We start from the raw sequence: 19,433 nt of genomic DNA on the forward strand, positions 1-19,433 counted from the left end.
AATTACGCATTCACTTGGTTACTTGGCTTCCCATCACGCAAGAATGAGATCAAGTTATTTGAAGCTTCCTTAGCAATTGCAGTCCGGGCTTCTAGTGTACCAGTCCCAGCATGTGGACTCATAATTACATTATCTAACTCACGTAATTCAACTGGTACTTCTGGTTCCGTCTCAAACACATCTAACCCAGCCCCAGCAATCTTGTGATTCTTAAGAGCATCAATTAGATCGTCTTGCTTAATCAAAACCCCACGGGCAGCATTTACAATATAAGCAGTATCCTTCATTTCATCGAATACCTTGGCATTGAAAATACCAGTAGTTGATGGTAAAGCAGGAGCATGCAAAGTAATTACATCCGCTTCCTTAACTAGAGTATCAAAATCAGCATACTTAACGTCTAATTCAGCTTCTAGCTTGGCATCAAGAGGATGCGGATCATTATAAATAACTTTCATTCCTAATGCTTGGCAGAACTTAGCTACTTCAGATCCAATCCGACCAAATCCATAGACACCTAGAGTCTTACCTTGCAGTGACATTCCCATGTACTTTTGTTCGGAAACATCAATCCAATTACCTGACCGAACCACCTTGTCGTAGAAGAAGAGACGACGAACGGTAGCTAATAATAAGGCAAAGGTCATTTCAGCAGTAGGCACCCGAACCCCAGTAGGACAGTTAGATACCACAATCCCCTTTTCCTTTGCATATTCAATATCAATGTGGTCAAAGCCAACCCCATTAGCGGTGATAATCTTTAAATTAGTACCAGCATCAATTAATTCTTTATCAGCTTTCGTGCCCATTAAAAGCAGGCCATCATATTCTTTTAAATGTTCTAAAACCCATTCACGAGTTTCTACTTCAGGATCATAGAAAACATCAAAGACTTCCTTTAATTCTGTTAAACCTTGTTCAGGAATGATACCTGTAACTAATACTTTTGCTTTACTCATATTCTGCTATCCTCTCCGATTATTTGACTGCTGGGTCATCAGCGTCTAACATCGCTTGTAAATTACCAGGTTTAAAGTAAACCTTCTCAGCATTATTATACATAACATCCTCTAACTCTTCATCAGTGAAGATGTCAGTTTTTTCTAGCCAAGTTGCTAAACTGTGATATGGATTAAAGGTAGATGACCATGGTGAATCTGTTCCCCAAATAATCCTTTTAGCACCTAGGATTTCCTTGGCTAACTTAACATCTTTTTGGCAACGTGGGTAAGGGAAAGCATCGGCTTCTTCACCTTCAATATCTTGAATAGCTGAAATATCAACATAAACATTATCGTAAGGTGCAAATTGTTGTAATGCATTCTCTAAACGGTCCAAATGGTCAGCATTTGGGAATGATAGGTGACATACCACAAAGTCTAATTTAGGGTACCGTTTTGCTAAGTTAACAATTCCTTCTGGCTGGTAACTGGTTTGTTCGTAATCACCATAGTCAGTTGTTACAACAAAACCTGGGTAATCAGCTAAGAAATGCATGATTTGGCTTACTCGTGTTTCAACGTCCAAACGGAATGGCTTGTGGAAACCATGCAGACCACCACCTTGGCTAATTTCAAACTTAATTGCTCGGAAGCCAAGGTCTTCAACATGACGTTTAACAATATTCATGGCTTCATCAGCAAATGGATCAACTGAGAAAGCAGCAACGAACTTGCCAGGGTATTTCTTAACTGTTTGATATGAATAATAGTTTTGATATCCGTTTAACGTACCTTGAAGTAAAACAGCCTTCTCGATATTTTCTTCATCCATGATTTCTAGATACTTTTCAGCAAGAAATTTATCATCACCCCAACCATCTGGAATTAAATGAATAACCTCTCCATTATCCCAAATTGCTCGACCATCACCAATTGGAGTCAATCGTCCCAAACCTTTTGACCCGGCAATAGCACGTACTAAATGAATATGACCTTCAATTTTTTTCATGATAATTTCCTCCTCATGTTTAATTAAAACTAATACTCAATCTTATCTTTGCTTCCAGCAAAACCAGCATTCTTATCAGCCATCTTATTAAGATAAGTCCAGATTTGTGGACGGTAACGACGTAAAGCAAATAATAAGACAAGATAAACAACTATACAAATACCAATCCAAACTGGATTTTCTGTAATAAAGGCTGCGAAGACCAAGGCGTTCAATGGACGAGACATTAAGTTGAAACTGGTGATTAATACCACCCCAGCAGGAATAGCAGCCCCATAATGAGAAACGGCTCCAGTATAAACTGATCCTAACCAACTAGATGCATATAGACCTAAACTAAACCATACAATACCGTTTGCAATAACTTTCAGAATGTTACCACGAGTAATGGCAACAATTGACTCAACCATAAATGGAATCGAAATCAAATCGACAACTGGTAAAGTTTTGTTTCCTGGTAAAACAAAGGCAATCAAAACCATGATTGGAATTAGAATAACCCCTGAAATGATGGTTGCAGGTTCACCATATCCAACCCCGTCATCAACACCCAAGAACCAACGCTTTTTGTCGTTGATTTTATCGATTTTCTTACCTTCTTCACTCGATTCCTTTTTACGATTCTTATCAATTTCTTCAGCCAAAGGAGTAAATGCCTTTGAGAATACATTAGTAACTAATGGGAAAATTGTCATAACTGCTGAAAGTTGAATGGCAAATTGTAAAATTTGTCCCCATGCTTTAACCGTCCCTAGTGAATTCAAATTCCCTAAGATACCGATGATTAAACCTAGTAAAGCCCCTAAAGTAGTTGGTTCCCCAAATACCCCAAGTTTATTCTTGAAGTATTCTGGCGTCATTTTCACCTTATTAAATCCAAGTAAATTCCACAATGGATCTAAAATAATTGCTGGCACCGTTTGTTCAATGTTATGCAACGATGCAACCGACGCATTTTTAACCCCATAGTAATCTGACCAACGATCCGCTTGAACTTCTGCTAACAGTAATGCATATAACAGCATGAAGAATGATAAGCCAAGTGATAGCCAGAAATTATGCGTTACATAGTATGCCATTGTTCCCCAAATCATAAACCCAAAATTATTCCAAAGATTTGAGGCCATGAAGATCTTAGTTATCCCCAAAGCAAAAATTATTAATTCGAAAATTAATCCAAACACGAAGAACGACAGACCAACTGTTGAACCAAACGAAGCCAAAGATCCAGCTTGCCACCCAATATCAACAATTGGTAAATTCAATCCCGTAGTGTTAACCATCTGACGAATGATTTTGGTAACAACTGGAGTAAATTCAGAAATAATCCAGCTGAATCCTGTCAAACCAACCCCAGCATAAAAGGCACTCATCATCGCTGTCTTTGGTTTAACTCGTAAGAACAAAGCAATGATAAAAATCATGATTGGCACGACCACACTCGCACCGAACGCTGTAAAGAAGTTATTGACCGCTTCTAACATAACTATATTCCTTTCATAATTAACCGTAAATTTGTTTTAACAATTTTAAATCTTGTTTAATCGTCGAAACATCTCCTGCATACTCTAGACCAACTTCAGAAATGTCATCAAACTTCTGGATTAGTTGACGCCAATTTAGTTCACCTTCTTCCAAGGAAGTTACTCTTAACTGTTCTTGAGAATTTTGATAATTTTTCATATGAAGGTAAGTAGTATAAGGAGCTAATAAATTCGCTGCATCCGCTGGACTAGCATCCAACCAAGCCCAATTGGCAATATCAAAACAATAAGAAACATCAGATAATTGGAAACTAGCCATTTTATCTAAAAACTTTTTGGTTAGTTCCAAGCTGCTATCTTGAATTGTCTGATTATTTTCAACCTTTAATTGAAAATTACCATCTAGAAGGTTAGACAATCTATCATTCAAGGCTTGATCATCAACTTGGGATAAACGTCCGATATTCATCTTGAGATGGTCTGATCCTAAAATTTGCATTTCATTTACATATTTATCCAACAGTGGATTCAAGCCATCATCGTTTATCAAAACATCATTAACACTATAAAATACGTCTAAACCGTTTTCATTAGCCGCCTTACTAATATCGACTAACTCACTTTCATCACCAGTTAGAAATTCATTTCGAACTTCAATCACATCAAATCCCATCTCTTTAACCGATGGAACCAAGTCCTTTTGTGAAACCCCTTGATCCAACTGGTTCTTGAATCCAATTGTATTTAGAATATATTTCACTCTATTACCTCATATAAAACCATTGTTTCAGCTACTACAACTCGTATTAAACATTTTTGTTAAGCGCTTAACCTTTAACACTTTTTCATAATATCACCGCTTGAAACCGCTGTCAATACATGGATTAATTTATTAAAATAGCATATTATTATAGAAATTACTTTATAATTGCGGGAGAAAATTAATGGCAAGATTAACAATCAAAGATATCGCCGAGCTAGTTGGGGTTTCTACCGCGACAATATCTAATTACCTTAATGGAAATTACAATAAAATGTCTGATAGAACCCGACAGCAAATTGCAGAGGTAATTGGCCAAGCTAATTACCATCCTAGTAGTATTGCACGTGGTTTAGCGAAAAACGAGAATCGTACAATTGGGGTATCAATTGCTGATATTACTAACCCTTTTACCTCTCAAGTCGTTTCAGGAATTTCTGAAGTTTGTAACAAGCATGACTACAAAGTTATCTTTACTAACTCTGACAATGATCCAAAACATGAAATTAAAAATCTAGTGAGACTTCGTTCTGAGCAGGTATCTGGATACATTATTGACCCTGTAAATCCAAATGGTACCTTATTTAAGACTTTTTCGAATGAGAATACTATTATGGTGGACCGTCAAGCTAACGAAATTAAGGTCGATACTATCGTTACTGATAATGAATCATCAGTAAAAGAAATGGTTTCATTGATGAAAAATTCTGGAATTGATGAAATGTATTTTGTTTCTTGGCCTTTAGGTGGCGTCAGCACTCGAATCCAACGTTTTAAAGGATTTCTAGAGGCCATGAACTATCCGAATAATGATTCACATCTAATTCAAGTTCCCCATCATGGAGCTCCTGAAGAATATGATCATTTTAAAAATACTATTCAAGAGATTATGGCAAATCGTGGAAAAAAACGTATCGGCTTTTTTTCTATGAACGGAAGAGTCTTTTTACGATTAATAGACGCGATGCAGACCTTGAGTTACCACTATCCTGATGACTATGCTTTAGCTACCTATGAAGAATTTTCATGGATAAGAGTATTCCGCCCGAGAATTAGTTGTATCCGGCAGGATTCACGGTTAATTGGAATCACAGCCGCTTCTAACCTAATCGATAAGTTAGAAAATAAAACCGAACAATCGCCACGACTAATAACCATGCCTACTGAAATCCGTCTTCATGAAAGCTTTTAAAAATAGCCTCCCATCAACTTTGGGAGGCCGTTTTTTCTAATCTAATGAAATTTTTGACACATAATTTACGGTTATGATCTGGCTTATCGCCGACCATGCCGTGACAAGCATGCAAATCAGTTGGGTCGAAAATAACATAATGACGATCTGTTAACAATACTTTCCCATCATAACCTTCTGGTTGGTCAAAATATTGTAAATCTTCTTTTTCATCATAATCCGTTCGCGCTTTAGTAATTTTTCCACTATCCGTAAATCGACAATACTCTTGCCCTTTAATCATATAATGAATATCAATATGATGTTGATGAGTTTCAAATGGCATTTCATCATTAAAAGGACGCGAATCATAGCTTTGGAAGCGTAATTCCACACCATCTGCAATTACTTTATTTGAAATTGGCTCTGCTAATAATTCTTCTGTCGTTTTTGAATCTAACCAGTCTAAAGCTGTTTGAATACGTTCTTGAACCTTTTCATTCCGTTTATGATTTTTGCTTAAACCAAATTCCATGTTTAAATCTCCTTCACACTATTCAATCGCATACTTTTTGGCATCATCTTCCCGGACAAACAATAAGGCCACCACCGCAATTAATGGAAATACTGAAATTACCAACAATGACTGAACATAGCTTCCAGTTGATGACAATAATTGTCCTAAGATGATCGGAGCAATAAATGATCCCGACTGGTTGAAAACATTAACAAAACCTGAAACCGTTCCACGCTGATCTGGAGGAGCAACCTCAACCGACAAATTATTGGTAATTGTTGAGAACATAAACGCACCCACACCAACAGCTCCGGTCCAGAAGTAAAGTAATGGAACATTTCCTTTAGGTGTTAAAGCAAAACCAATAATCGTCGGTGTAAAAATGACCATAAAAATCGCTGCCCATACATGTCGAGAAATTTTTTGAAAATGATCAGGAAGCCAGCCAGCTATAACCATAGAAATAACTGATGTCACACCATACACGGTCATTGCTGCCCCAGCTTCAACCACATTAAATCCTAAACTCTTAACCATGAATAGATTTGCCCAATTAGTAACTCCCCACTTAGCACCAGTTGCAAATAATCCAGTAATTGCTAACATCCAAACGCTTCGACTGTTGATGGCACTTAATAACCGAGCCCATACAGATTGTGTCTTTAGTTCACCTGAAGCAGTTCTAACCTTAAACTGTTGCGGATATGGTGGCTTCATCCGAAAGGCAATTCCGGCATAAATTAAAGCTGCTAATGGGAATAGCGCCGTAACAATCATTGCTACACGCCATCCATAATGAACAGAGACTGATGGTGCATAAGCATTAACTACAATTAAACCAAATGAAGTACATGTGTTAAACCAGCCTGTCGCAGTAGCTCTTTTGGTATCATCAAACCATTCCGTAATAATACCAAGGCAAGCAGATAAATCAGGACCAGAAACCAGTCCCAAAAGTACCCGTAAAATCAATCCAGACCAATATCCTTGCATAAAGGACATTAAGACCATCACAACCAAGTTTCCAATGATTGCAACCATTGCCATCCGCCGATATCCAAATTTATCGGCTAACATCCCACCTGGTAAAACTGAAATAGCATACCCAATATAAAACCAAGTAACATAACTATTTCCTTGCTGTACGGTGAAATGCATTGCATCGTCCACCACCGGCATTAAGGTTGACCACACCAAGCGTGTAATAAAACTAATTAAGAATGCCAGCCAAATAGCGGTAATAATAAAAATTTGTTTACCAGTCCATTTACCACTCGATGATTGTTTTACTGTAGAATCCATTAATTTTCTCCTTTACCTTCCCAATTTTAGAACTATCTTACGAACATGCACCGGATGATCGATAAAACCATTTGTACGATGTGGTTCATGCATCCCAATCAAAATAAAATCACCTTGATGCAGCAAAACTTGATTGAAATTACTTGGAGTTTCAACATACTGAATATCACGTTCATCATTGTATTCACTGATTGGCCTGAAATTTGTATCAGGCGACACATCAATTCTTTCTTCGCCCTCAACGATGTAATGAAGATCCAGTCGCTTATTATGAATTTCAAAATCATATTCATTTATCGAGTTAGTTTCATATTCCAAAGTCTGACAGTAGAATCTTTCACCATCCTGATGACTCCTTCCTAAAGGAGTTTTTGTGAGATCAGTAACTTTAAGAAAAGCCATAGCTTCTTGTATCCGTTGGTAATCACTAAAATCAAAAGCATTTAAATTAGCATATAACATTCCCGATTCTCCTTAACCTTATAAAGTAAACCGCTTCACCAAAACATCTAAAAAAAGACTTCAATGATTTCATGAAGCTTGAACCACCCACAAACAGTCTAATAAAAATTTATCTCTTCTTTTTATTAGTTAAACGTTTCACTAATTTATACTTCGAATTATAGCGCTTACATTTTTGGTGTCAACATCAAATTTTATCTTTCATGGTCTATTTTCTTTTAAAACGCCCATATATAGGTATTCTAAAATAAGCAAATTTTACTAATAATTTCCCTAATATTTTACTAGCCCCTATATTTGTGACTTATCTAACATATATTTATAGGCTCGATCCAACTCCATTAACGAAAAAAACCAACTTCTATTTGAAAAAATAGAAGTTGGTTTAATTGATATCATCACCTTATCAATGAGCATTCATCAGCTCAACTCCACTCGATCGACCTACGATTACCAGATCGACCGCATCAAGAAAGAGTCCATGTTCCACAATTCCTGCTGTTGACGCTAAATCTCTTGCCAAGGCATGGGGATGGGCAATGACACCTGTTTTTAAATCAATTATTTGATTCCCTTCATCGGTCTTAAATAATTGATCACCTTGCATTCGCCATTGCGGATGGTAGCCACGATCGGCTAATATTTGGAATAACTTTTGCGAACCAAATGGGATGACCTCGACTGGAACTCCAAAACGACCAATCCGATCAACCAATTTGGATTCATCAATAATCCATACATTCCGCGTCGATGACTGATTAACGATCTTCTCCCACAAGAGCGCTCCACCGCCCCCTTTAATCCCTTGAAAATCAGCATCCACCTCATCCGCCCCATCGATCGTGAGGTCAATTTGCCGCACTTCATCGATCTGACGACAATCGATGCCTACTGCCTGAGCTAATTGCATGGTCTGCCGAGACGTGGTAACCGTTTCAATTTGTAAGGGTTCTTCTTGCATCCGTTTCCCGAGAGCCTTAATTAAATATGCCACCGTTGATCCACTGCCAAGCCCAACTACCATCCCTGATTCAATTTGATCAACGGCCGCTTGACCAACCAAAGCTTTTAAATCATTTTGATTCATTTCAATTATGCCTTTCAATCATTTGATAGCGCTTTCTTACACATTCAAATTATAGCTTTTCCACGCTTGAAAGAACAGACATATCTAAAAAAAGAGGCTACCAATTGGTAGCCTCTTTCTCACATCTACAATGTATTTTAAGTCAATAGTAATTACTTAAGCCCCGTCCACTTCCAGTTAGTAACTTCAGGTAAGTCCTTACCTTCAGCATGAACGTAAGCAGTGTGCTTAGCAAGCATGTTGTCCATTTCTTGAACAAATGCTGTTGCCTTTTCTTCGTAACCAGCAACCTTTGAAATTGCGTCCTTAGCAAGGTCGAACCGGTCAAGCTTGCTCATAACCCGCACATCAAAGGTTGAAGTGATATCACCATTTTCACGGTAACCATGAACGCTCAAGTTGTGGTTGTGACGGTCAAAGAAGATACTTTGAAGCATGTCTTGGAAACCACTCCAAGCGAAGATCACTGGCTTGTCAGCCGTGAAGTAATGGTCAAATTCAGCATCTGAAAGTCCTTCTGGGTTCCGACTTTGTGACATCAATTTAAGTGGTTGAACCACGTTGATGAAACGAATCTTCAATTCAGGGAAGGCCTTGTGTAAGATGTCGATCGCAGCCAAGGCTTCTTCGTTAGGTTCCGTCCCAGCAGCTGCAAAGACAACATCTGGTTCTGCCCCTTGGTCAGTAGATGCCCAATCAACGTAGCCTAAACCATTGTTAACAATCGTCTTAGCTTCGTCAAGTGAGTACCATTGTGCTCGTGGTTGCTTGGAAGTAACGAATAAGTTAATGACATCTTGGTCGTTGAAGGCCACGTCAGAAACTGCCAATAATTGGTTAGTATCAGCTGGAATGTATTCCTTGATTAATTCTGGACGTTCCTTTTCAAACAAGTGCGTTAACAGACCTGGATCTTGGTGAGTGTAACCGTTGTGGTCTTGTTGGAAGACCGTGGAAGTATCCACGAAGTTCAAGGCTGGAATGGACTTCCGCCAGTATTGTTCCTTAGCCTTACGTAACCACTTCATGTGTTGAGTCAACATAGAATCAACAACCCGACCAAAGGATTCGTAAGTAGCGAAGAAGCCGTGACGACCAGTCAAGGTGTAACCTTCTAACCAACCTTCAGCTTGGTGTTCGGAAAGTTGTGAATCGATCATCCGACCTTGTGGTGCCAAGTTTTCATCGTTTGGTTCATGAATGTTTTCCATCCATTGACGCTTGTCTTGGTCAAGCACCGTGTAAAGACGGTTAGACTTGGATTCATCAGGACCGAACCCACGGAAGTTGTTCGGGTTCAATTCCATCATCTTAGCAAGGTACTTAGCCCATTCGATCATGTCTTGAGCAACCACTAAACCTGGTTGGTCAAACTTCAAGGCAAAGTCGTTGATGTCTGGCAATGCCAATGGCTTTTGGTCTGCCCCACCGTTAGTAGCAGGGTTAAGAGCCATCCGTTGGCTACCTTCAGTAGCGTTAGCCAAAACTAATTCAGTTGGGTGACCATCTTCGTCAAACAATTCTTCTGGCTTGTATGACTTCAACCAGTCAACTAACATGTCAACGTGTTCCATGTCATCTTGTGAAACTGGTAGTGGAACTTGGTGAGCCCGGAATGAGTTTTCAATTGGGTTCCCATCAAGATCAGTCGTTGGACCAGACCAACCCTTAGGTGCCCGAACAACAACTACTGGCCATGCTGGCAAGGAGTTGTCATTGTTTTCCCGAGCGTTCTTTTGGATAGCCTTGATTTCTTCAACGGCAGCATCCAATTCCTTAGCCATTTGTTCATGAGTTTCCATGATGTCCTTGTAACCACTAAATGGATCGTCAGACGTCTTGAAAGCAGAAACAAAGTGTGGCTTCCAGCCCATTCCTTCGAAGTACTTAGTAAGTTCTTCGTCGCTCATCCGCGCTGGAATAGTTGGGTTAGAAATCTTGAACCCGTTCACTTGAAGGATTGGCAAAACAGCCCCATCCTTGATTGGGTTGATGAACTTGTTAGAGAACCATGAAGTAGCCAATGGGCCAGTTTCGAATTCCCCATCACCGATTTCAACGGCAGCGATCAAGTCTGGGTTATCTAAGATTGCCCCAACCCCATGAGAAAGGGCGTAACCAAGTTCCCCACCTTCGTGAAGTGAACCTGGTACTTCTGGAGCGGCGTGTGAAGCAGTCCCACCTGGGAATGAGAAGTGCTTGAACAACTTAGCCATCCCAGCTTCATCTTGGGTAAATTCTGGGTAAAGTTCTGTGTATGAACCATCGATGTATGAGTTAGTTTGCATAACTTGACCACCGTGACCAGAACCTTCGATGTAGAACATGTTAAGGTCATACTTCTTAATTGCCCGGTTTAAGTGAGCATAAATGAAGTTTTGTGGTCCGATCGTACCCCAGTGACCAATTGGCTTTGGCTTTACGTCAGATGGCTTTAATTCCCGACGTAATAATGGGTTGTGCATTAAGAACATCGCACCAGCTGAAAGATAAGTGGTTGCGCGCCAGTAGGCGTCAACGCTTTCCAAGTATTGCTTGGAATCGTAATCTACAGTCATAGATATTATCTCCTTTAGATAAAAAGTAACTACTACGTTTGACTTATAAACGCATTGTAAACTCGCACATTGCTCGAAATTACAAAGACTATCATAACGGTTTTGACGGAAATGTCAACCTTTTTAGAAATTGGACCGGTCCAATTTTAAAAAAACTTATATATTTAACCATATTGCTGAATTAAATAAGCTTCAATGACTTGTAAAACCCCATCTTCATCATTAGACGGTGCTAGATTTTGGGCCGCTTCCTTGACGATCGCCATCCCATTGGCCATGGCATAACTGTGCCCGACAAAATTCAACATCGATAGGTCATTTTGACCATCTCCAAAGGCCATTAACTCACTTGCCTGCCAGTGATTAGCTTGGCATAATTTGGCGAGACCCGCCGCTTTATCTTGGCCAGTAATAATCAAGTCGAGATCGTCATAGCCACTGGTAACGGCGGTCACGCCCTGAATATGATCATTAATGTAGGTCTGAAGCTGGCTGGTCTGATCCACGGGGACCTTGATTTGCATCTTAACGATCGGCTCGTTAACTTCTTGTAAATCATCAATTCGTTTTAAGCCCAGATAATGGTGCTTGACGGAGTCAAAAAACTCATCATCTTTTTCGCCCATCAAATAAGCTTGATTAAAGCCCGAGAGGATAAATTGACTATTGGGCAGGTCTTGATGTAACTGGAACACATTTTGAATCGCACTTGAAGTCATTTGCTCACAAGACAGCACCTGTCCGGCTTGGATCACTTCAACCCCATTTTCAGCCACGTAAGCTAAGTCGGCTTGGACCGGAGCAAACTGCTTTTTTAATTGGTAATGTGGATTCCCACTCGCCGCAATCAAGGTAATCTGATGGTCCTGTAACTGTCGAAAGACCTTTAAGAAACGGTCGTGATTATAAGTTCCATCAGAATGTAAAAAGGTCCCATCCATGTCAACAGCAATTGCTTTAATCATTTTTAATCTCCATTAATGTTGGTAAAAGTGTTGTAACGTAGATATCGGTAGTGAAAACGCATATTAGACACCTCAAAAGGCGTCCCATCGTCTAAGAAGAAGACCCCATCTAAAACCGCTACCGGTTCGGTCGGCTTTAAATCCAGCAACTCTTGATCCACGGCCGTTGAAGGAGCGGCCGAAACGGAAACATAAGAGCGGGTGACCGTCTTTCCCAAGGCAGCTTCGATATAATTAAAGACCGATCCTTGAACCACTTCTTCTGAAATCGTTGGCGCAATCTTAATCGGGATATAACCCGTTTCCAGGATGAAGGGTTGGTCATCGATATAACGAATCCGTTTGATTTCATAGACAAAATCCGTCGGCTTCAAGAATAGATCCGTCTGAACTTCTTCGCTGGCCGGGATTACTTGAAAGGACTTAACCTCAATGCGCTGGGTCTTTCCGTCGAATTGATAACTATCCGTAATCCCCAGATTGGATCCTTCATAAGAAAACATTGCCTGCTTCTTTAAGTATAAGGGGTTAATAAAGGTTCCCGAGCCCCGCTTTTTAAAGATAATGCCTTGGCGCACTAGAATTTCTAAGGCCCGTTTGATCGAGCTACGGCTAACGGCATACTGTTGACTCAGGCTCCGCTCATCCGGCAGTTTCATTTCCGGGTACTCACCATGCATGATCTTTTGTTTTATATCTTTCATGACGGTGCGGTATACTAAATCTACCATTTAAATTTGACTCCTTTAGTCATTCACTATTTTTATATTATATCAGTCCAATTTATTTGTGGATACTAATTCCTTATTAATTGGATCGAACCACTTTTGCTTACGGAGGTACCAATCTTGAGTAAGAAAAAAGGGATCAAAAAGACCCAGGTCGAACAAATTTTAGATAAACATCATATCCCATATCAGCAGGCCGCTTTTGCGACCACCCAGGATGGCGACAGCGCCCGTTCCTTGAAAATGTATCATCAGGGCATTAACGACCATCTCATCTATAAAACACTTGTCTTGAGAGGGAACGTCACTGGACCACTGGTCGGCGTCGTGCCCATCGATCGACACCTTGATGAAAAAGCCTTAGCACGAGTTTCCGGCAATAAAAAGGTCGAAATGGTCCCCTTAAAGGATCTCTTGAAAACGACTGGTTATGTCCACGGTGCTAATACACCGATCGGGATTTACGAAAAATACCACTACCCAATCTTCATCGATAACGAAGCTCAAGCGACCCCTACTATTTACGTTTCTTCCGGACAGGTGGGGCGCTCCGTCCAACTCAAGGCCAGTGATTTAGCCGATCTCGTAGACGCCACCTTTGCCGACTTACAGAAATAGCCTATGGAAAATTTAATTAATATCTTCTTTGTAATCTTAATCTGGATCATTGCCATCCCCACGATTTTAAGTATCGCTCTTTGTTATGTGGGTCGTCTCAGCAAAACTGCGACCGTTCGCTTTGGCGGTTTTTATGGTCAAATTATTTTTGGTGGACTCGGCGTCATGATCCATGAATTAAGTCACCTATTAATGGCCTTGCTTTTTCGTCATCATATTACCGGCTTTCGGCTGCTCCATATCCCGCGGAAAAACGATCCCAATGATCGCGCCTTAGGGTATGTCAACCACACTTGGAATCCGCAAAGTTTTTACCAACAAGTTGGGAACCTTTTTATTGGGATTGCCCCTCTCTTTGGCGGAATTGCAGCTCTTCTAGCAACTTTTCGTTGGCTGACGCCGGGAATGTACGATTGGTGGCTAACCTTGATGGGCAGTGAACACCTGGTGATTGCCAATCAAACACCTTGGTGGCAATATTTAATCGCGATCATTCTTGTGATTCATATTAGCGTGGGTTGTTTTGATCTTAGTCGCGCTGATTTACAAAATTCTAAGCAAGGCTTAATTGTTGCCCTTGGCTTAATTGTCGTTATTACCCTTATATTAAGTTTATTGATGTCGGCAAGTGCTTTTCAAACCGCTATCTTCTCATGGTTCCCAGTGGTTTATTGGGCCTTTGCCTTAGCAATTGCCTGCAATTTATTAGTCTTGTTAGCCTTTTATTTAATGTATCTATTTAAACGTTAATTCAAGAAAGAAGGTTTTACCTATGTCTCAATCCTTATCCGCTTGTACCACGGTTTTAGTCGGTAAAAAAGCCACTATTGATGGTTCTACCATGGCTGCCCGTAATGATGATACTTTTAAGCCCTTAACGCCCCAGCGGGTGGTGGTTTATCCCAAATATCGGCAACACCCGAATCAAGTACATTCGTATTTAAACCATTTCGTTGGTGATCGACCGGCGGAGGGCGCACGTTATCAAGGGGTTCCGAACGTGAATTACGAACAAGAAGGGGTCTTTGATGAAAATGGCTTCAACGAATTCAATGTCGGCACGAGCGCCACCGAAAGTGTTTATGCTAACGAACACGTGCTCGCTTTTGACCCATTGAATACTGAATCTGGGATCAACGAAGACGTGATCGTTGCGATGACCCTGCCCTTTATTCACTCTGCCAAAGAAGGGGTCCAATATCTCGGCCAATTAATTGCGAAATATGGTTCCGCCGAAGGGAATGGGGTCATTTTCGTTGATCGTGACGATGTCTGGTATATGGAGATCGTTACCGGTCATCACTGGGTCGCCCAACGGATTCCCGATCAAGCATATGCCGTCACCGGCAATCGGGTCGCTATCCAAGACGTTGATTTCACCGATCCCCACCAATTCATGTGGTCAGATGGCATCCGTGACTTCGTTGATCAACATCACCTTAATCCTGATTTAAAAGGCTGGAACTTCCGCCATATTTTTGGAACCGCTACTACCTTTGATCAACATTACAATACCCCTCGGCAATGGTATGGTCACCGCCTATTAAAGCCAAGTCTAGAACTTGAGCCCACGGATTTCGATCTGCCCTTTATTCAAGAACCTGATCGCAAATTATCCTTAACCGATGTGGAAGCCGTCCTGTCGAGTCACTATCAAAATACTCCTTATGATCCCTTGGGACATGGGAGTGATGCTGACAAGCAGCGATTCCGGCCGATTTCATTAAATCGGACCCAAAATTCACACATCCTTCAGGTTCGTTCCGACCTACCGGAAATGGCTTCGACGATCATGTGGATGAGTCTTGGTATCCCATCCTTTACTCCCTATGTACCTTTCTTTGGCAATGCTGATACCTTAGATGCCACTTATCGGCTAACGCCGCCAGAAATGAACCCTGATTTCAAGAGTGCCTACTGGATGTACCGAGGGCTTTCTATGCTCGTCGAAAGCCATTATGCCGAGTTTATCCAGGCTGACTACGACTATCTCAAGGATGCTCGCGAGTATCTGTATCGGTTTGTTGAAGATACCGCGCATCAAACGGCTGATCTAACTGCCAACGAAGCAATTCAAGTCTTAAATACAGCTTCTACCGAACTAACGGCGGAAATGGCCCAGCGCACCAAAAAATTAATGAGTCAACTAATGATGCATGGACTCGAATTATCTAAATTAACTTTTAAGATGGATGCTAATTTATAAATTAAAATCAGGTCGCTAACCCAAATTAAGGTTTAGCGACCTGATTTTAATTTCAGCGAAACTACTGTTTTCATTACCGCAAATTTAACTTTCTCAATAAATGACACGGGTTGGGCTTGCCAAGGTTGATTAGGGAGATAAACCACCCGGTGCCGATTTTCATACCAATTTTCCTTATTTAAATTCGTTAATGGAATCGGATAATTGGCCACTGTAAAGTTCCCGGCAGCAATTAACTGAGCTAGTAAAAATAATTCTTTACCAAAAGTAACCGTGGCAATGCTACCCAGACCAGAACCAAGAAGGCGCAGATTATTGGACCGTAGATAGTTAGCCGGTAAAGTCATTTCGGAACCAGAAATGCTCCCAATTTGAACCCACTCTAATAAGCGATCATGCTCTGTCCGAGCAGCTAAAAGGGTCGCCATCAGGTCGGCAGCTGGCTGACCATACAGGTAATCCAAGACCATATCTACATCGGCATAGGGTTGCAGATTTTGCGCTAAGTGATCATCCAGCAAGACCCGCCCATCTAAATTCAACTGCTGCAAAGCCTCCGCATTCCGGGCGACACCGATAACCGCTTGGGCACCTAAATAACGAGAAATTTCAATCGCTAATTTACCGGCATTCCCCGTCGCTCCTAAGATTAGCACTTTTTTACCTTTAACCCCTGCAGACAATTGTTGCCAAATTGCCATCCACGATGATAAAGCCGGATTCATCGAAGCTGCCAAGCTAGCGGCATCCGTGGATGACGGCAAAGGTAACAGTCGGTGTTGATCCACCAAGGTATACTGAGCAAATGATCCGTATCGTCCTTCTGAACCCAGAAAATAATATAATTTCCCATCATCAGTTTGTCCAACCCCATCTAACCCTGCTACAAAGCCAGTTTCTTGACCTGCGGAGTAGTGGCTCCCATTCGCCCGTGAACGAGTCACATTATTGATACTGGCCGCTATCACCTTGATTAAAACTTGTCCCGCTTGGGGTTGTGGAACTTGGATTTCTTTGATTTGCGGGATCTTATTAAAATCTTCGACCACCGCAGCTTGCATTGTTGATTTCATCATTTATCATTCCTTTCTTTTTATATTACCGGTAATTTATTTTAATTATACCTAGTTGTGCTATAATGTCAATATAAATTACCCGTAATCAAAAAAGGAGAATGATTATGATTACTTTCCAAGAGCTTCGTCAGGCCCTCCAGCACTTTGATGAAGCTAGCGAATCCCGGCGACAACAGTTAATTCAAACGATTATCCAGGAGCAAGCAACGCCTTTACCCCAAACACTCACAGATCGTTTTAATCAGGACCGCTTTTCACATTCTGAGATGAAATTACTTTCCTATATCGATAACCACGGCGGCGAATGTTCTTATCAGCAATTAACCCAGGAGCTCGAGCTTTCTCAAGGGATGATTTCGCGTTATGTGAACCGACTAACTACCAACGGTTTATTGGAAAAGTTTCATCGTAATGGCAACAAAAAATCCGTCTATTTAAAAATCACCCCTACTGGTCAGCAAGTTTCTCATATTCATCTGACCATGCATCGGCGCGAGGATGAATACTATAATCAAATCTTAGAAAAAATTGATGAAAATGATCTGCAAGCTACTCTAAATATCCTACAAAAATTATCATAGAACCTGTTAAACAAGCCTTTTCATCCACCAAATTTGTCGCTACAATAGTATATACAATCTCTTAAATCGAAAGGAAGACCTGTCATGGATCCACTATACTGCCTTTACATTTCCATCAGCGGAAATACCCGCTCCTTCATGCAACGCCTGAAGGAATACGCCCTTCAACTTCATACTATTAATCCTGATCAAGATTACCCACTCATTGATCTAAAGGAAATTTCCGATCAATCTATCCCTGCTCGCGAAGACCGCCCCTTCTTCGTTTTCGTACCAACCTACCTCGATGGTGGAAACGGATTTGAAACTGGGACGACGGAAGTTATGACCAATTCCTTTGGTGAATACCTATTAGATGGCGATAACACTGATTTAGTCATGGGGGTTGTTGGCAGTGGTAACAAGAACTTCAACGAACAATACTGCTTAACGGCTCGGAAGTACGCTAAGGAATGTCACAGTGAGGTCATTGGCGATTACGAACTCCGCGGTACCGACGAGGATATTGAGCGAATTTACCACCAATTAGTACAAGTAGCTAAGAACTATCGTAAATAAGGATAAAATATAAAACCGAAACTTCACAAAAAACGCTTCACGTATGAAAAAATTATGTGAAGCGTTTTCTCTTCGATTAAGCATCTTTTGTTTATGGTTATTGACTTTGTAGTTGTTGGTAGAGGGCTTTCATATTGTCACAATTTTTAGGATCAGAAATATCTCCCAATTCCTCTAAGTTTTGATAGTACCAAATCTTATATTCAGTCTGGGCTAGTTGCTTGCTAAGTTCTGCCATCTGCTTCTTAATGCTATTTCTTTGCATTTTAAATAGGTCTACCCTAGCCGCATAGGTCTCACTACCATGACGGAATAAATCAATGTAGTCTTTGATGTCTTCAATACTCATCCCTGTGTTTTTAAGGCAGGTGATGACCTCCACCATCTCTACATCCTTGTCACTATATAACCGCCGACCACTTTTGGTTCGAGCAATATCAAATAAGAGGCCCTCTTTTTCATACCACCGCAAAGTGTGAATCCCTAATCCTGTTTTTTCTGAAAATTGCCCAATACTGTATTCCATTTTAAATTCCCCTAATTTTTTCAAAAATCTCTTGACCTAGAGTTCACTCTAGATATTAACATACAAGTATCAAAAATCTAAGGAGAAAAACAAATGAAATCATTAGTTGTAATCACGGGTGCAAGTTCCGGTTTTGGTAAGGCGATGGCCAAGGAATTCCACGACGCAGGTCATCCACTTTTACTGTTAGCTCGCCACGTAGAAAAGTTAGAAGCATTGGGCTTTTCGGATACAATCTGCCAGAAAGTCGATGTTACTGACCAGGATACTTTCCAAAAGGCTATCCGTCAGGCTGAAGAAGTTTATGGCAAGACTGACCTTCTTATTAACAATGCTGGTGTTATGTTGTTAGGGAATCTAGAAATTCAAGATCCAAAAGAATGGCAGCAAATGCTAGACATTAATGTTATGGGCGTTATGAATGGTATGCAAATTGTTATGGAAGATATGAAGAAAAGACAGCACGGTACGATTGTTAATTTTTCTTCTCTTGCTGGCGTTAAGCCCTTTGTTAACCACGCTGCCTACTGCGCAAGCAAATACGCTGTCTCTGGTCTTTCAGAAGTTGCCAGAATGGAGCTATCTGCTAACGACGTCCGTGTTATCCGTATCCTTCCTGGCGCGGTTAACACTAACCTTTTAAGCCATACTACTAGTAATACTATCAAAGATGACTACAATGCCTGGCTCAAAGAAACTGGGGTCGGTCGAATAACTCCAGAAGACGTTGCCAAGACTGTTCATTTTGTATATGACATGCCTCAAGCCGTTAACATTCGGGAAATTCAAATTGCTGATACTAAGCAAGATGCTTAATAGACAAGATTCGGGACATAACAAGGTAGTTTAGCCTAAATAGTGAAAATTCTCATCTAAGCGATGGG

At 40.6% G+C, this 19,433-nt stretch carries 20 protein-coding genes; 7 read left to right on the plus strand and 13 right to left on the minus strand.

Annotated elements, in window-relative coordinates; genetic code table 11:
- Positions 1–2: 2 nt before the first annotated feature.
- Genes PS3_RS01575 through PS3_RS01590 form a run of 4 tightly spaced genes read right to left on the minus strand, consistent with a single transcriptional unit; the run spans position 3 to position 4,194 of the window.
- Positions 3–959, minus strand: a complete 957-nt coding sequence (locus PS3_RS01575) for an NAD(P)-dependent oxidoreductase (protein WP_007121807.1) — start codon at positions 957–959, stop codon at positions 3–5.
- A gap of 19 nt (positions 960–978) precedes the next feature.
- Positions 979–1,950 carry an amidohydrolase family protein gene (locus tag PS3_RS01580; RefSeq protein ID WP_040467876.1) on the minus strand — a complete coding sequence of 324 codons (972 nt, stop codon included), beginning with the start codon at positions 1,948–1,950 and terminating at the stop codon, positions 979–981.
- A 29-nt stretch (positions 1,951–1,979) separates the two neighbouring features.
- The gene (locus PS3_RS01585) at positions 1,980–3,434 is read right to left on the minus strand and encodes a PTS galactitol transporter subunit IIC (RefSeq protein ID WP_007121808.1); all 1,455 of its coding nucleotides are present in this window, start codon (positions 3,432–3,434) and stop codon (positions 1,980–1,982) included.
- Between the two features lie 19 nt (positions 3,435–3,453).
- On the minus strand, positions 3,454–4,194 hold the full coding sequence (locus tag PS3_RS01590; RefSeq protein ID WP_050950788.1) for a sugar phosphate isomerase/epimerase family protein: 741 nt from the start codon (positions 4,192–4,194) through the stop codon (positions 3,454–3,456).
- A gap of 184 nt (positions 4,195–4,378) precedes the next feature.
- On the opposite strand from PS3_RS01590, the gene PS3_RS01595 reads away from it, so the two are divergent.
- On the plus strand, positions 4,379–5,386 hold the full coding sequence (locus tag PS3_RS01595) for a LacI family DNA-binding transcriptional regulator (RefSeq protein ID WP_007121809.1): 1,008 nt from the start codon (positions 4,379–4,381) through the stop codon (positions 5,384–5,386).
- Positions 5,387–5,399: 13 nt separating this feature from the next.
- Here the strand turns inward: PS3_RS01595 and PS3_RS01600 are convergent, their stop codons facing one another.
- The 7 genes from PS3_RS01600 to PS3_RS01630 form a co-directional block, all read right to left on the minus strand.
- A complete protein-coding gene (locus tag PS3_RS01600) occupies positions 5,400–5,900 on the minus strand; it encodes a NanQ anomerase/TabA/YiaL family protein (RefSeq protein WP_040467877.1) in 501 nt (166 codons plus the stop codon).
- A gap of 18 nt (positions 5,901–5,918) precedes the next feature.
- Complete coding sequence (locus PS3_RS01605) at positions 5,919–7,184, minus strand: MFS transporter (RefSeq protein ID WP_040467878.1); 1,266 nt, start codon at positions 7,182–7,184, stop codon at positions 5,919–5,921.
- A 12-nt stretch (positions 7,185–7,196) separates the two neighbouring features.
- Positions 7,197–7,646: a NanQ anomerase/TabA/YiaL family protein gene (locus tag PS3_RS01610; RefSeq protein WP_081478362.1), complete on the minus strand. Its 450-nt coding sequence runs from the start codon at positions 7,644–7,646 to the stop codon at positions 7,197–7,199.
- A 406-nt stretch (positions 7,647–8,052) separates the two neighbouring features.
- Entirely contained in the window at positions 8,053–8,733 is a 681-nt protein-coding gene (rpiA, locus tag PS3_RS01615; protein WP_007121810.1) for a ribose-5-phosphate isomerase RpiA, read from the minus strand.
- Positions 8,734–8,885: 152 nt separating this feature from the next.
- Positions 8,886–11,291 carry a phosphoketolase family protein gene (locus PS3_RS01620; RefSeq protein WP_007121811.1) on the minus strand — a complete coding sequence of 802 codons (2,406 nt, stop codon included), beginning with the start codon at positions 11,289–11,291 and terminating at the stop codon, positions 8,886–8,888.
- 164 nt (positions 11,292–11,455) lie between these two features.
- Positions 11,456–12,256, minus strand: coding sequence for a Cof-type HAD-IIB family hydrolase (locus PS3_RS01625; protein ID WP_007121812.1), 801 nt, complete (start codon positions 12,254–12,256; stop codon positions 11,456–11,458).
- 2 nt (positions 12,257–12,258) lie between these two features.
- Positions 12,259–12,987: a GntR family transcriptional regulator gene (locus tag PS3_RS01630; protein ID WP_007121813.1), complete on the minus strand. Its 729-nt coding sequence runs from the start codon at positions 12,985–12,987 to the stop codon at positions 12,259–12,261.
- A gap of 117 nt (positions 12,988–13,104) precedes the next feature.
- On the opposite strand from PS3_RS01630, the gene PS3_RS01635 reads away from it, so the two are divergent.
- Genes PS3_RS01635 through PS3_RS01645 form a run of 3 tightly spaced genes read left to right on the plus strand, consistent with a single transcriptional unit; the run spans position 13,105 to position 15,808 of the window.
- Positions 13,105–13,602 carry an aminoacyl-tRNA deacylase gene (locus PS3_RS01635; protein WP_007121814.1) on the plus strand — a complete coding sequence of 166 codons (498 nt, stop codon included), beginning with the start codon at positions 13,105–13,107 and terminating at the stop codon, positions 13,600–13,602.
- 3 nt (positions 13,603–13,605) lie between these two features.
- Positions 13,606–14,352: a hypothetical protein gene (locus PS3_RS01640; RefSeq protein WP_007121815.1), complete on the plus strand. Its 747-nt coding sequence runs from the start codon at positions 13,606–13,608 to the stop codon at positions 14,350–14,352.
- Positions 14,353–14,374: 22 nt separating this feature from the next.
- Complete coding sequence (locus PS3_RS01645; RefSeq protein ID WP_007121816.1) at positions 14,375–15,808, plus strand: C69 family dipeptidase; 1,434 nt, start codon at positions 14,375–14,377, stop codon at positions 15,806–15,808.
- Between the two features lie 32 nt (positions 15,809–15,840).
- On the opposite strand, the gene PS3_RS01650 is transcribed toward PS3_RS01645, so the two are convergent.
- Positions 15,841–16,884, minus strand: coding sequence for a quinone oxidoreductase family protein (locus PS3_RS01650; RefSeq protein WP_141566730.1), 1,044 nt, complete (start codon positions 16,882–16,884; stop codon positions 15,841–15,843).
- A gap of 104 nt (positions 16,885–16,988) precedes the next feature.
- Here PS3_RS01650 and PS3_RS09730 point away from each other — a divergent pair, with 104 nt between their 5' ends.
- Together PS3_RS09730 and PS3_RS01660 are read left to right on the plus strand one after the other, a co-directional pair.
- A complete protein-coding gene (locus PS3_RS09730; protein WP_050950790.1) occupies positions 16,989–17,465 on the plus strand; it encodes a MarR family winged helix-turn-helix transcriptional regulator in 477 nt (158 codons plus the stop codon).
- Between the two features lie 84 nt (positions 17,466–17,549).
- Positions 17,550–18,023 (plus strand): class Ib ribonucleoside-diphosphate reductase assembly flavoprotein NrdI, encoded by a 474-nt coding sequence (locus tag PS3_RS01660; RefSeq protein WP_007121817.1) that lies wholly within the window; start codon positions 17,550–17,552, stop codon positions 18,021–18,023.
- A gap of 97 nt (positions 18,024–18,120) precedes the next feature.
- On the opposite strand, the gene PS3_RS01665 is transcribed toward PS3_RS01660, so the two are convergent.
- Positions 18,121–18,549: a MerR family transcriptional regulator gene (locus PS3_RS01665; RefSeq protein WP_081478364.1), complete on the minus strand. Its 429-nt coding sequence runs from the start codon at positions 18,547–18,549 to the stop codon at positions 18,121–18,123.
- Between the two features lie 93 nt (positions 18,550–18,642).
- Between PS3_RS01665 and PS3_RS01670 the strand changes: the two genes are divergently transcribed.
- A complete protein-coding gene (locus tag PS3_RS01670) occupies positions 18,643–19,365 on the plus strand; it encodes an SDR family oxidoreductase (RefSeq protein ID WP_040467879.1) in 723 nt (240 codons plus the stop codon).
- Positions 19,366–19,433: the final 68 nt, after the last annotated feature.

The organism is Limosilactobacillus gastricus PS3, from assembly GCF_000247775.1.
Lineage (GTDB): Bacteria > Bacillota > Bacilli > Lactobacillales > Lactobacillaceae > Limosilactobacillus > Limosilactobacillus gastricus_A.